Raw genomic sequence first — 13235 nt, forward strand, 5'->3', positions numbered from 1 at the left:
GCTACTTTAAAAGGGTAAGTTGATAGGTTTTTGATTTGGGCGCACGAATCAAGGCAATCTGCCCCTCCAGCCATTTAATGATAATACTTTGGTCTTCGAGCCCTTTCGTATGCCGGCCTTGCTCATGCGCACGCATACCTACAATGTAAGTTGTGTTCGGTGGGCGATATTGAAAGAAAAACAAGTCATTCTTTTTCAGAATCATCTGTTGCAGTTCGTGTGCCTGCTCAAAAGAAGGCCCCTGACTAATATCGACCCCTTCTGCCCATTTGCTGGCCGAAGCCGTTATCACTTCCTCGTTATCGGCAGTGAGTGTATAAAATCCTTTTTTGAGACCGCTAATCTTCATGATCTGCCCAGGCACTGTTGGCTTCGAGTTTTCCTTCGGCAGTGGTAGTGGCAGGTAACGTTCATTAATCGTAAACTGCAGATCGGCACCAGAACTCAGAATTTTAACAGGCGCTGTTGTTTCGGCACCCGCTTTAGAAATCGTTATCGAAATCGGTTCCGATCTAGGTGGAAGCCCCAGGCCTTTTTCCAGAATAGTGGCCAGCTGATAATAGCCCATTGCATTCAGGTGAATACCGTTTTCGGTTAAGGCCGCCTTCTGTTTGATCTCCTGAATCGGTTTAAAAATGTCGACAAACCGCTTGCCCCGATCTGCGGCCATCTTCGCGATTGCCGACGAGTACAGTTCGAGCATAGCGTTACGTAGCGCAAGACTACCCGTTGAGTCAGCGGTGAGGATTGGAATTGGCGATACGAGTACCGCTCTGGCACCAAGTGCGTCAATTTTGTCAAGCAGCTTTGTTAAACCTTCCTTAAAAGCAGGTAGACCCGCTTCGCCATCCTGGGCTTCAATACCTCCGTAAGCCAGAAACACGACGGTTGGCTGCGCCTTGGTAATATGCTCCATCAACAACTCATAGGCAGTAGGCGGATTGGTAATAGTGCCTCGGGCTACCCCAAACACATTATCCCCAGCCCAACCCAGATTCCGATAGGTAACATCACGATCGGGCCATCGGGTTGTCAGTGCCAACTCCAGATAACCATACTGAAAATCATTCTCAAACAGGGAGTTCCCCAGAAAAACCACCCGGTCTCCGTTTTTAAGTTCGAAAGGAGCCGTGGGAGATTCGGAAACAGGTTGCGGTTTATTCTGAGCAACGGCCAGCCCAGTCGGTACGTACATTAACAACAGTACCATATACCCGATCGTGGCCGATACCTTAATCTTTCTCATGCAGGTTTCGTTTAATAGGGCCTCTTACTCAATTGGCAGCTTGCAACCAGCAGGGCACTGATGCCTAAAGGCAAAAAACGCGACTCTTTACCTGAACCTTTTAGGCATTTACCCAGCCAACGAATGCCTGATAGCTGTTTTAAGCGACTGAAGGAATACTTATCTTTGACCAGACGACAGCACTTATCAACTGTACGATAATTCGCTATACATACCTTACTCAACGAAACGTTAGGTTATAAACTTTCCGAATGAAAAAAGGACTACTATTACTTGTATTCATTAGTACTTGCCTGACCTCACACGCCCAGCGCATCTTCGGGAATGAGTGGATAAAGCCGAACCAGAAATACCTAAAATTTTCGGTCAATCAGGCGGGCGTTTACCGAGTTGGGTATGACGACCTTAAAGCCATTGATCCTGCCTTTGTTCAAACCAATCCCATAAACTGGCAGCTCTTTTTTAGGGGCCAGGAGGTAGCTATTCGGGTAGTAGGCCAGCAGGATGGCGTGTTTAATACGCAGGATTATGTAGAGTTTTACGGAGAAGGGAATGATGGGAGTCAGGATTCGCTCCTGTACCGACCGCAAAAACGCTTGCACCCTTATCAAACACTCTATTCCGATAAAGCGGCTTATTTCCTGACCAGCAGCCCTACGTTGGCAGGCAAACGGATGCCCGAGTTAACGACTTCGGCACAAGGGCTTACGCCCGAAGCCTTTCATATCGAAGAAACCGTACAGGCGTTCACCAGCGATTATACCTTTAACAATTTAAAAGGCGTGGAGCCCGCCATTCAGGAAAGCTATTTTGAACCGGGAGAAGGCTGGTCGGGGCCGATGTTGACCAAAGATTCGGTAGGTATTGTCCGGGTGAATTTCACCAATCGCGTCAACACAACTGCCTTTCCAATTGCGCTCGAAGGCATGATCAATGGCCGGGATAACACATTTAGTCGCCAGATTCAGGTATCTACCCCCTCAACGCAAATTGCCACGTTAACGGTATCAGGATTCGCGTCGCAAACTTTTCAGTCGACGATTAATCCGACAACCCTTCAGAACGAACAATTAACCCTACGGTTTACTCCTCAAAAAATCGACCTTACCAACAACTTCTCCATTACGTATGTAAAAGTAAATTATCCCCAGGCAGTGGATATGGCAGGTCAGACGAGTAAGGTCTTTCATATACCCGCGAACGCACGCCAGTCCGCTTTGCTTTCGCTCAAAAATGGAACTCAGCCAACCATTGCTTATGACATTACAGACAAAATCAATTGTCGGTATATAACGGCGCAAACGTCAGGCGATCAGACACTGATCGTTGCCAGCGAAACAACTAAAAAACGAGACGTTTTCGTAACCAGTAAAACGCTTAAACCACTTACGATTCAGGTTGCTCACTTTTCGAGCACGTTTGCGGCTTCCACTACGTACTTAATTATTACCCACGCATCGCTCAAACAATCGGCAAACACCTACGCGGCTTATCGGGCATCGGAAGCTGGGGGTGGTCACAAACCACTTATCGTTGAAGCCGACTCTCTGTTCGATCAGTTTAATTACGGGGACCGAAGCCCGCTGGCGCTTCGCCGTTTCGCCGATTACATGCTGGCCAATACAGCCGTCAAAAATTTACTCTTGATTGGCCGAGCCTGTAGCTATCCTTATCTGGTTAAAACGACCCCCAACGATCTGGTACCAACGATTGGTTACCCTGGGTCAGATATTCTGCTGACGGCCGGCTTAAATGGCTTTCCGACCAATACCCACGCTATTCCAACCGGGCGCTTAAACGTAACGACGAACGACCAGGTACTGGCCTATCTCGACAAAGTAAAACAACTGGAAGGGGCAACAGCCAATGACCTATGGCGCAAACACATCATTCACATTAGTGGTGGCAAAACAAAAGACGAAGCCCAAAGTCTGCGCACAGCCCTGACTGGCGTCGGCAACATATACACGAACGGGCAATTAGGGGGTGAAATCAGTGCATTCAGCAAAAGCACAACCAATGAAGTAGAGTACATTAACATCAGCCCGCTTGTGAATGATGGCGTTAGTATGATCACGTTTTTTGGCCATGCCGGACCATCTGTGACTGATATGAACTTCGGTTTTGCCTCCCCGCCCGAAAACGGATTTGCGAATACGCGTTACCCATTACTGATTTTTAACGGCTGTGGCGTAGGCGAGATTTTTTCCAACTTCACAACGATGTCTACAGACTGGCTGCTAACCCCTAACAAAGGCGCAGCTATTGTATTAGCGCATTCGTACTGGAGTTACGAGCAACCAACAACGCAGTACCTGACCAAACTTTATTCGATTCTGTACACCGATGCGACATCCCTGGGAACGCCGTTTGGTAAAGTGCAGCAACAAGTAAATTTAGCGCTGGACAAAGCTGGGAATGACCCATATAATATATCGGTAGCCCTGGAAATGATTCTACAGGGCGATCCGGCGGTAGTTCTATATCCGTTGCCCAACCCTGATTTTTCGGTCGATCCGAAAGGGATGTATCTCCAATCATCGGTGATCGGTAGTTCTATCCAAAGCAGCGATTCGCTGCGAGTTGTTATGCCAATGGCGAACTTAGGAAAGTTCGTTGCAGGCCAGTCAGTATCGGTGTCGCTCAAGAAAACGACCAGTAGTGGCACCACAACTATTCCGCTAGGATTTACAGCGTTTCGCTACCGCGACACACTGGTTTATACCATCCGCAAAGACGAAACGCTGCAAAAACTTGAGTTGACCATCGACCCCAGCAATCAGATTACCGAACTCAGCAAAACCAACAATACCTCCACCTTAACCATCGACTGGTCGCAGGCCCAAAATGGGAGTAGTTACCCGCTACAAGCCCTCCCCGATCGGATTACTCCCGAGATCAACGTATTTATTGATGGGGCGATCAAAGAGAATAAAGCTGTTGTTCGTATAAATCCCGAATTAGAGATTTTTATCCACGACGAGAATCCGCTATCGCCCAAAGACAGCACTGCCGTTGATGTATACCTGAAGAGTTGTTCAGGCTGCGATCCACAAAAATTGTCGGCAAAGACCTTTTCTGTTTCGGCGGTTTCCGCCAATCAGCTTCAGGTAAAGACCACCTTATCACTCCAGGCTGGGGGTGCTTATCAACTTATCGTATTTGGGAAAGATGCAGCTGGCAATCGGACCCAACCGCCTTATACACTCGACATCGTTACACTGGCTAACGATCAGGCAATTACGCTGAAGACTTATCCTAACCCCGCCAGTACGTATGTGAAGTTTGAGTTGAATCTGAACGTACTGGAGTTGCCTGCCGAATCCCGACTGACAATTTACAATCAAACGGGCGTTCCGGTTTTCAATGATACGTTTTCGATAGCAACGGGGAAAAATCTGTTACTCTGGCAGGGTATGAACCCTGGCTTGTATCCGTATTCACTAAAATTAACCTGGAAAGATGGCCGAACCGAAGTGCATACGGGTAAAGTCAGCTGGCAGCCCTAGCAGTTAACTATTTCAGACGACTGCTGGATACCAGTTCCCACTTTTGTCGACGGCCCGATGCAATAATGCCTTTACCAATACAATCGGGCGTGGATTGACAGAAAGCTAAGGCGGCATTTTCCCGATAAATTAACCCTATGTTTTGGGCGTATACCCATTGATATTTTTGTTGATCGATCAAGGTTGAATCATTATTGCCAACAACTGAAACCGTATTAGTAAATTGCTGCGTACCAATAGTAAATGATTGCCGGGTATTCTTGTATCGAAGCAGTGTATCAGGATTGGCATTATAGGTATTGACGTTCCAGGAAGTAGCTGCCGAAACGGGGAAAACGAGCCTTAGCGTCGGCACATTATTGTCCTGACTGACCACCTCCGATAGATTTTTGTATACAGTGTGAATGGCGTTTATTTGCCAGGCAGATTGACTCGATAATCTGATCGATTCTTCAACAAGAAAAAACTGCTGCCCATTCTGCGTATACGAGTTACCGACTTTTTCCTGTACTTGATAAGTGCTTTTAACGACAGGATTGGTTAACGAATAGGTCTCTTGAGTCACCTGATAAATCCAGTAATCGCCTGTTTGCAGCGGAAAGTAGGCTGAATCATCGGGAGTAACATTAGCTGTATCCTTTTGGCATCCAATCCCTATGCCGATTAAAACCAGGAGGATAAGTAAATGAAAACTGCTTTTTTTGAGCATTTGAAGGCGTTCGCAGAGGTGTTGAGCTGTCAATTGATCCGGTACCAGTCTGTTTAAACTGACGATTTCAGATCATCAGAAGCGAATATACAAAATAGACTAGTTTGTTTAGGCTTTCAGAGAAAGACCAATTATGAGTGGCATCGCAGGAATGATTCGATTTGATGGACAGAGCGTATCGCCAACAGATCGTACCCGTATCATAGAACGCTTAAAACATCGGGGAAAATTTGCGCTTCAGGAGATTTCTCAAGGTGTATTGATGACTTTTGGCGGGCGCCTTGAGACTAGTAAGTCGGCCCCACTTTACGCTGCTGTCGATGCTGACGTATTTGTCCCAGAAGCGCCAGAGCAACCATTCGTCACCAATTTTGCGCTAGAAGGCCCCAAGTCATTCAACCGACTTAACGCCGATTTTGCTACGGTTATTTGGGATGATAACCTACGGCAGCTTTTCTGCGCTCGGGACCCGCTTGGTATAAAACCTCTTTACTATGTACACAAGCCTGGGCATTTTTTTGCCTTTGCTTCAGAGATCAAAGCCTTATTGGCACTTCAGCAAGTTTCGGTAAAGCCCAACCAGCACAAGTACCGTGAGTATCTGACCTGGACTACGGCCTATGTACCTTATAGTGCCGAAACTTTCTACGAAGGTATTTACAGCGTTTTGCCTGGCCACTACCTTCAGGTAACCTCGGAACGTGTTGACATTCATGCCTATTGGCAACTTGATCTACAACGGTTTAGCCAGCTAGACTCCGAAACCTATTCGTCCTTATTTCATAACTATTTCGTGTCGGCGGTCGCTAACCGCATAAAAGGAAAAAGTCTTGTAGGCGCCCATCTGAGTGGTGGACTGGATTCCTCATCGACCAGCAGTGTTGCCCAGTACTTATTGACCCAACGGCATCAAACATTTCTGCATACGTTTAACATTGATACAGAACAGCCCGAAGCCGATGAACAGGAATATGTAGACGCTTTTCTTGATCAATGGTGTTCGCAACATCATCGGGTTCGTCCAATAGATGATGTACTGGATTCGATATTGACCATCAATCGACTATTCGATCGGCCAGAGCATTTTATAATTCCTTCGAGTTTCCATCTGAGTGTTTCAGAGGAAGCTCGGCAGGCTGGCTGCGATATTTTGTTAACGGGCCACGATGGCGACAGTACCATTCCAACTGGTTTTGACCTTCTGGACGAGCTTCTTGACGCAGAGGATTGGGAACAGTTACAAACTGCCTGTCAACAGATAATTTCAGTGCGGGGAAGCACTATGGGTGCTCTAAGCCCTAACTGGGATTCCTTAACTGAGCAGGCCAGGTATGAAAAATACGTATTGTCAATTATCGGAAGCGATCTAAAAAAACGGCTCAACAAACACGCCGGAATTTCTTTTCTTAGCTCGCTCCGTGATCAGAAACGCATTTTTGGTCTTTCCTCAACCGCTATCCTTACTTATTTGGCCAAACGAGTTCAGGATAAACTAAATCATCGCTCACTCATCAATAACGCGTTCAGCGCTGATTTTAAAGCGCGCGTTCCCCTGCGCCCACAACAGTCAACGAAGGAGCTGGTTACGTCCATATCGACAGAGCACCGAGTGCCTATCGAGCAAATTCTTCATACAACGAATGTTATCTGCAACGAGCAGCTGAATCATATCGGTGCCTATTACGGTCACCAGTATTCATTCCCGTTTTTCGACAAAAACATCATTGAATTAGGACTGGCTACACCATTGGGAGTTCATTTCGACAAAGGACGCGGCCGGGGATTGATTCGGCATGGCCTGAACAAGCTTTTACCGCCAGAGATCACGTCGCGCGTGACAAAAGCCAACTTCGTTGAATATAGTACCTTATCGGCCCAACAACTTTATCAGGCAACGCACGAGCAGTTTAGCCAGCCTAGCCACCCAATCTGGGAAGTCATTGATCAGAAAGTATTTTCTAACCTTGTTACCATTGTTTTCAATCCGAATTTCCCCGTCAGAAAAAAAACCCGCTATAACTGGCTGGTCAGTCGAATTATTTATCTAGCCCTCTGGCTTAGCTCGATCCGGCAGGGAAGTTAACGGAGAGGCTACCGAAAAGCTGGGATAAAGCGCAGAAACGAGCGAATGGCCCGAATGAATACCGTAATAAACCCTAATTGTTTGGGTATGTAAATGGTACGCTTACCAATCTTAAATGTACTATAGCGGATTATTCGACTGGTCCCAAACGTCAATAATACTTTTAGTCGCTTGCTAAATTGCGTCTGTGCTTTAAGAAAAAATGTTAGTTGACCTAGAATGAGCTTACTGGAAGCAATAGCCTCGCTAGTTTCCCAATTTTTCGAGTACTCTTCGGCCAATAACTGAATCCGCTTGGCGGTCAGCATTTCCTGAATGGTTGGCGGCAACGGCAATTCCCAAATCTGTTGACACCAGAATAAGCCTACCAGAAAGATCTGATCGAGCCCATAATGGCGAAACTCCTGTAGCAACCAGGCCCAATCAATTGGCCGATTATTCACTAAGAAATAGAGGTCATTTACATAACTTATCGTTTGCCAAATTCCCGTGACGCCATGATGCGTCACGGTCAACACAATCTGATACTCTATCGATAATGCTGATCTGGACCGAATTTCCGGTAACGAGAAAACTTTATATTGCTTATTAAAGCATATAAATTCCCAATGTAGATCGAGGTCGAAACCGCTGTTATTAAAAAAGGGCTTAAACAGGCTAACTTCATATAGATCGGAAAACATAACCTTCTCATCATACTGCATGTAGAGCGTAGATTTCTGATCCAGATGGTAGTCATCCGCTTTTAAAAGTCGTACGCTTTTAAAAACAGCATCCTTCGCCACCAACACATCTAAATCACCAATACCTCTAAGACTACTATCAGGGTAGCAACTGGAAGCCAGGAAAATTCCTTTAAGGGGAAAATGATCAATATCGTGGTCAGCGAATCGTTTTGCCAGCAACTTATATTGATGCAACTTCAGTAAATTATCCGTGGCAATGGTCCGACAATCATTTTGTAACGTAGCTAGCAATGATTCAGGGGTAGCCGGTATTTCCTGAAGTGTTCGGTATAAAAACGGAGCCACTTTATGACGAACTGCCAGCGTATATAGTCGGTCCCAGTTTATAGGATTCCGCTCTAAAAACTGATTAAGGGTAGCTTTTTTCGCTTCTGACAATTCCACTGCGCACGCTATCAGAAGCACTTGAATTTCGGGCGAGTGGCTTGTACTCATCTATGAATTTGCTTTTAGGTTGTCAACAAACGCATACAACTGCACAAAATCGGCCGGCCGACTCATCTTGGTTATCGAAACGGCGTGAGCCATCAGAATGCTTTTCTCAAAAAAATTCTTCAAGGGTTCACCTTTTAGCATTGCGTCAGCTAACGGGAAATAAGCAAGTAGTTCAATCGGTATCTGGTGCTGCGGAACCTGGCTATAGGTATTCGTAGACTCATTGGGGGCTGTTAAAACAAAAATTCGGTCCAACGGTACAGCCTTTTCAGTAAACGAACTTGAATCATGCCAGGAGAATTTATTAACACCTTCCCGAACAGAAGTCAACCCATCTTTTTTCAATTGTAATCCGTTTACTGCATTTTCCCAGATTTTGATCTGCGGAAAAGCCGGTCTCACAACAGGTGGCTCCGTTTTACTAATTTGGATACAGACCATGTCGTCGCTAATGACACTTACACCCTTTTGAGCAAAAGCTGCCACGGTAGTTGATTTTCCAGCTCCCGGTTCGCCTAAAAAGACAACTCCTTTACCGTTGAGTTGAATAGCACTACCATGCAACAAAAAGTAGCCCCGCTGAAACAGAATTAAACCAAGTGCTTCGCTTAATGTAAATAGTGAGAGTAACTCTTCGTCGGTTTGATTGGTGTCCAGGATTATTTCGTTGCCATTCACAACCTTGAATGCCAGCCGAGGTCCCCAGTTCAGCCATAACTCCTGAATACTAGTTTGGGCAAATTCAGCCTGTAGCCCTGCCCGGTAAATTTTTGTCGGCTGTAATGGTGGAGTCGAAGGGATTTTCTCTAGTTTAACGAATACATCAACAGGGCAAGGCTCTATTTCTGTAAGAGGGGGAAGATGTATCTGGGAACCAAGCGTTAGCCCATATGCCGAATAATAATGCGTTATCAAGTCCATTCTAAAATCGGCTCAACTAAATGACTGCCAGTATAGTTAACAGGCAGCAGTTATAGGGCCTCTCTGCTTTAAATACCCACTATGATTTGTTGTTTTCGTTAGGCTACCACTTCAATAAGTTTCTCTTTCAAAAGATTTTCTACAAATAGCATTAGCTCTTCATGACAAACTGACGGCTCAACATCAAATTCGTCAAGCATTCTTTCCTGAATTTCACTAATAGACATCGTTTTCTCGTCTTGTAAAAGCGACCAGATAAACCCGCCTACTTCGTTCAGTTCGTAATAGTTACCTAACTCATAGTTTAACAATATCGTCTCCTTCCCCAGAACGGATGAAGATTGATTAGGTACTAATTGAATTTTTGTATCAGCTATAATAGACATTAAGGATAGGCGAAATAATAATACTGGATGATTTATTCCACTACTAATGTAGTTTTTTAAATTGAGTAGACAACACTCCTTTTTTCAGAAATAACGCTAAAAGTGGCTTGTTTGTGAAATAGTATATCAAAACAAATGGCCTGATACATCCATAAAAAGATGTATCAGGCCATCGAAAAATAGGCTTACCAAGATTTATGGCGTTGTAAATGTACCACCAAATCCATCTACGTTAGAGCCCGACTTTAATGTCAGCTTCTGAACATTACCCAACGATTTTACCCGGGGGGATTGATACGCCTTCTTCGGCGTGGCATTCGCTATATGATTAGACTTTGTTTTCATCTGCCAAAAAATTAAATGTTGTGAAATTTGGGTGACTCGGTAACCTTGCTGTTACCTGCTGACCTACTCAGCCAGCAGAACCGCTTACTCTATTCGACAACTAAACGATGTTTACGAGTCAACCCCCGCTCACCCACCGTTAGTATGTACACGCCCGTCGACAGCTTGCCTGTCACCTTCAACAACAAACTCCCTGATTCAACTCCCACCTTCTGGAAAGGAAGAACTCGACCATCGGCACCATAAAAACTGATCTGGGCGGTCTCTGGCTCATCCAGACTCAGCCGGAACTGCTGATCGCTGATTACGGGGTTAGGGAACACCCCATAGGCCCCATCCCGCAGTACCACCGACACAATCTTATCCTGGAAAACCGTCGTCTTGCCGTTCAGATCAATCTGGGTCAATCGGTAGTAACTGGTTCCCTGATAAGGGGTAAGGTCGGCCAGGTTGTAGTTTTTCAGTCCCGTGCTGTTAGCGCCTAATTCGGTCACCTCCCCCACTTTCTCAAAAGCTTTCAGGTCTTTGCTGCGTTCCACTAAAAAGCCTTTGTTGTTGGTTTCCAGGGAGGTCGTCCAGGCCAGGCTCACGGTATGATCTTCCTGGGCCTTCGCCGAGAAAGACACTAACGCAACAGGCATTGGACCTTGAACAACTAACTGCGCACTGGAATTATCATTGTCTATAACGTTAGTAGCAGTTAAACCAGTACCTGCAGCATTGGCAGTTACTCTAGGGTTAGGGGAAGAAGTGGGTGCAAAACCACCCATAGAAATAATCAAATCGTAAATAGCGTCGCCTGGAATACCCGCCGATGGGCTGGTTATTTGAAGGATAACACTAGTAGCACTGCTGGTTTGTGTTACCGCTAGATTACCAGTTGTGTTCGTTGAACCAGTAGGGACTGTCAGCGAATAAGAGACTATACCGATATTTTTGGGAATTTCAACCGTGTATGTAACTGCGGCACTTTGAGGAATTGCCGCCGAACTTCCATTACCAAAACTAACCGTAATACTGCCGGGTTGCCCAGTCTGAATAGGGTTGGGATTAATAACAACCCCCGATGCTGAAGGGTCTTGCGCCAGGGCAGCATAACCGCTACACATACCCAGTAAGACTAAAAGTAAAAGTTTCCTGATCATAATCGTGAATATAAAGTTTAGAGAATTTAAAAGCCGTCTACTAATTATCCCTCAAATATCTAAAAAAAGGGATTTCGGGCAAGTAAAATTTTATTAACCAGTGGTAATTCGGGCATAAACATTATTTAACGGGTTACCTTAGTTTTTTTAGGAAAAAAAATTGATCGGATTAGGTATTATTCTAACTCGTTTTACGCTGATTGTGACCGCATAACCTTTCATACTACCTATCGCACTCGCTAGTTCTGGGTTAGGTGAACAATTGAAACTTTGGTTAGCTCTACCTCAGTGGCATTGGGCAACACCTTTTATCCGTTTTTCAGGAATAAACACAAAAAAAGCCTGACTCATTTTAATAACAGTCAGGCTTTTTTTTGAAACTACTATTAAAGTACTTTCAACGGGTTATGGAGTTGTGAATGTACCACCAAATCCATCTACGTTAGAGCCCGACTTTAACGTCAGTTTCTGAACATTACCCAACGATTTTACCCGGGGGGATTGATACGCCTTCTTCGGCGTGGCATTCGCTATATGATTAGACTTTGTTTTCATGTCCAAAAAATTAAATGTTGTGAAATTTGGGTGACTCGGTAACATCGCAGTCAACGCCTGACCTACTCAGCCAGACAGCAGAACCGCTTACTCTATTCGACAACTAAACGATGTTTACGAGTCAGACCCCGCTCACCCACCGTCAGTATGTACACGCCCGTCGACAGCTTGCCTGTCACCTTCAACAACAAACTCCCTGACTCGACACCCACCTTCTGGAAAGGAAGAACTCGACCATCGGCACCATAAAAACTGATCTGGGCGGTCTCTGGCTCATCCAGACTCAACCGGAACTGCTGATCGCTGATCACTGGATTGGGGAACACCCCATAGGCACCATCCCGCAAGACCACCGACACAATCTTATCCTGGAAAACCGTCGTCTTGCCATCCAGATCAATCTGAGTCAATCGGTAGTAGCTGGTTCCCTGAAAAGGGGTAAGGTCGGCCAGGTTGTAGTTTTTCAAGCCAGTGCTGTTCGCGCCTAATTCGGTCACTTCCCCCACTTTCTCAAAGGCTTTTAGATCTTTGCTGCGCTCGACTAAGAAGCCTTTGTTGTTGGTTTCCAGGGAGGTCGTCCAGGCCAGGCTCACGGTATGATCTTCCTGAGCCTTGGCCGAGAAAGACACTAACGCAACAGGCATTGGACCTGTTACGGAAATCGTTGCACTGCGATTGTCATTTGTAGTATTATTTGTACCAATTCCAGTACCAACTGCGTTGGCCAGTACGTTTGCATCAAAAACTGTTGGATTGACGCCTACAATGGAAATAACCAAATTATAAGCTGCACCTACTGGAATGGGGCCCAGGCTGCTTTTTACTGTAATGATGGTTCCACTGCCACTGTTGAAAGCTCCTTGAGTTACTACCAGGTTAGCAGAGTTGTAGGTAGCTCCAACAGGTAGCGTAATTGCAGTTCCAGTTGCACCAATATTGGGTGGCAAATTAACTGTAAAAGTCGCTGTGGCACTTTGAGGAATTTCGGCAGTAGCCGTGGTTGAGTTACCAAATGTAACGGTAATACTCCCTGCCTGACTAGTTGCAATGGGGTTAGGGTTAATAACTGGTACGGTTACGTACGGGTCCTGCGCAAAAGCTGCATAACCGCTACACATTCCCAGTAAGACTATAAGTAAAAGTTTCCTGATCATA

The 13235-nt window shown here is 45.6% G+C and carries 11 protein-coding genes; 2 read left to right on the forward strand and 9 right to left on the reverse strand.

Features of this window, described 5'->3' with window-relative positions; all coding sequences use genetic code 11:
* Position 1 precedes the first annotated feature (1 nt).
* Positions 2 to 1246, reverse strand: coding sequence for an SGNH/GDSL hydrolase family protein (locus H3H32_RS27095; protein WP_182458874.1), 1245 nt, complete (start codon positions 1244 to 1246; stop codon positions 2 to 4).
* 251 nt (positions 1247 to 1497) lie between these two features.
* Here H3H32_RS27095 and porU2 point away from each other — a divergent pair, with 251 nt between their 5' ends.
* The gene (porU2, locus tag H3H32_RS27100) at positions 1498 to 4755 is read left to right on the forward strand and encodes a putative type IX secretion system sortase PorU2 (RefSeq protein WP_182458875.1); all 3258 of its coding nucleotides are present in this window, start codon (positions 1498 to 1500) and stop codon (positions 4753 to 4755) included.
* A 7-nt stretch (positions 4756 to 4762) separates the two neighbouring features.
* On the opposite strand, the gene H3H32_RS27105 is transcribed toward porU2, so the two are convergent.
* The gene (locus H3H32_RS27105) at positions 4763 to 5464 is read right to left on the reverse strand and encodes a hypothetical protein (protein WP_182458876.1); all 702 of its coding nucleotides are present in this window, start codon (positions 5462 to 5464) and stop codon (positions 4763 to 4765) included.
* Between the two features lie 133 nt (positions 5465 to 5597).
* On the opposite strand from H3H32_RS27105, the gene H3H32_RS27110 reads away from it, so the two are divergent.
* On the forward strand, positions 5598 to 7547 hold the full coding sequence (locus tag H3H32_RS27110; protein ID WP_182458877.1) for an asparagine synthase-related protein: 1950 nt from the start codon (positions 5598 to 5600) through the stop codon (positions 7545 to 7547).
* Between the two features lie 8 nt (positions 7548 to 7555).
* Here H3H32_RS27110 and H3H32_RS27115 read toward each other — a convergent pair whose 3' ends face one another.
* From H3H32_RS27115 to H3H32_RS27145, 7 genes are all read right to left on the reverse strand, one after another.
* Positions 7556 to 8728 carry a nucleotidyltransferase family protein gene (locus H3H32_RS27115; RefSeq protein WP_182458878.1) on the reverse strand — a complete coding sequence of 391 codons (1173 nt, stop codon included), beginning with the start codon at positions 8726 to 8728 and terminating at the stop codon, positions 7556 to 7558.
* On the reverse strand, positions 8729 to 9649 hold the full coding sequence (locus H3H32_RS27120; protein WP_182458879.1) for a phosphoenolpyruvate carboxykinase (ATP): 921 nt from the start codon (positions 9647 to 9649) through the stop codon (positions 8729 to 8731).
* 98 nt (positions 9650 to 9747) lie between these two features.
* Positions 9748 to 10035, reverse strand: a complete 288-nt coding sequence (locus tag H3H32_RS27125) for a PqqD family peptide modification chaperone (protein WP_182458880.1) — start codon at positions 10033 to 10035, stop codon at positions 9748 to 9750.
* Between the two features lie 195 nt (positions 10036 to 10230).
* Positions 10231 to 10380 (reverse strand): hypothetical protein, encoded by a 150-nt coding sequence (locus H3H32_RS27130; RefSeq protein ID WP_182458881.1) that lies wholly within the window; start codon positions 10378 to 10380, stop codon positions 10231 to 10233.
* 89 nt (positions 10381 to 10469) lie between these two features.
* Positions 10470 to 11525: a T9SS type A sorting domain-containing protein gene (locus H3H32_RS27135; RefSeq protein ID WP_182458882.1), complete on the reverse strand. Its 1056-nt coding sequence runs from the start codon at positions 11523 to 11525 to the stop codon at positions 10470 to 10472.
* Between the two features lie 405 nt (positions 11526 to 11930).
* A complete protein-coding gene (locus H3H32_RS27140; protein WP_182458881.1) occupies positions 11931 to 12080 on the reverse strand; it encodes a hypothetical protein in 150 nt (49 codons plus the stop codon).
* Between the two features lie 92 nt (positions 12081 to 12172).
* Positions 12173 to 13234 (reverse strand): T9SS type A sorting domain-containing protein, encoded by a 1062-nt coding sequence (locus tag H3H32_RS27145; RefSeq protein WP_182458883.1) that lies wholly within the window; start codon positions 13232 to 13234, stop codon positions 12173 to 12175.
* Between the last annotated feature and the right edge of the window lies 1 nt (position 13235).

Origin of the sequence: Spirosoma foliorum (assembly GCF_014117325.1) — a bacterium.
Taxonomy (GTDB): domain Bacteria; phylum Bacteroidota; class Bacteroidia; order Cytophagales; family Spirosomataceae; genus Spirosoma; species Spirosoma foliorum.

Coding starts and splice junctions, on each gene's coding strand:
- H3H32_RS27095 (WP_182458874.1), bottom strand. CDS start 1,246: ATGAGAAAGATTAAGGTATCGGCCACGATCGGGTATATGGTACTGTTG.
- porU2 (WP_182458875.1), top strand. CDS start 1,498: ATGAAAAAAGGACTACTATTACTTGTATTCATTAGTACTTGCCTGACC.
- H3H32_RS27105 (WP_182458876.1), bottom strand. CDS start 5,464: ATGCTCAAAAAAAGCAGTTTTCATTTACTTATCCTCCTGGTTTTAATC.
- H3H32_RS27110 (WP_182458877.1), top strand. CDS start 5,598: ATGAGTGGCATCGCAGGAATGATTCGATTTGATGGACAGAGCGTATCG.
- H3H32_RS27115 (WP_182458878.1), bottom strand. CDS start 8,728: ATGAGTACAAGCCACTCGCCCGAAATTCAAGTGCTTCTGATAGCGTGC.
- H3H32_RS27120 (WP_182458879.1), bottom strand. CDS start 9,649: ATGGACTTGATAACGCATTATTATTCGGCATATGGGCTAACGCTTGGT.
- H3H32_RS27125 (WP_182458880.1), bottom strand. CDS start 10,035: ATGTCTATTATAGCTGATACAAAAATTCAATTAGTACCTAATCAATCT.
- H3H32_RS27130 (WP_182458881.1), bottom strand. CDS start 10,380: ATGAAAACAAAGTCTAATCATATAGCGAATGCCACGCCGAAGAAGGCG.
- H3H32_RS27135 (WP_182458882.1), bottom strand. CDS start 11,525: ATGATCAGGAAACTTTTACTTTTAGTCTTACTGGGTATGTGTAGCGGT.
- H3H32_RS27140 (WP_182458881.1), bottom strand. CDS start 12,080: ATGAAAACAAAGTCTAATCATATAGCGAATGCCACGCCGAAGAAGGCG.
- H3H32_RS27145 (WP_182458883.1), bottom strand. CDS start 13,234: ATGATCAGGAAACTTTTACTTATAGTCTTACTGGGAATGTGTAGCGGT.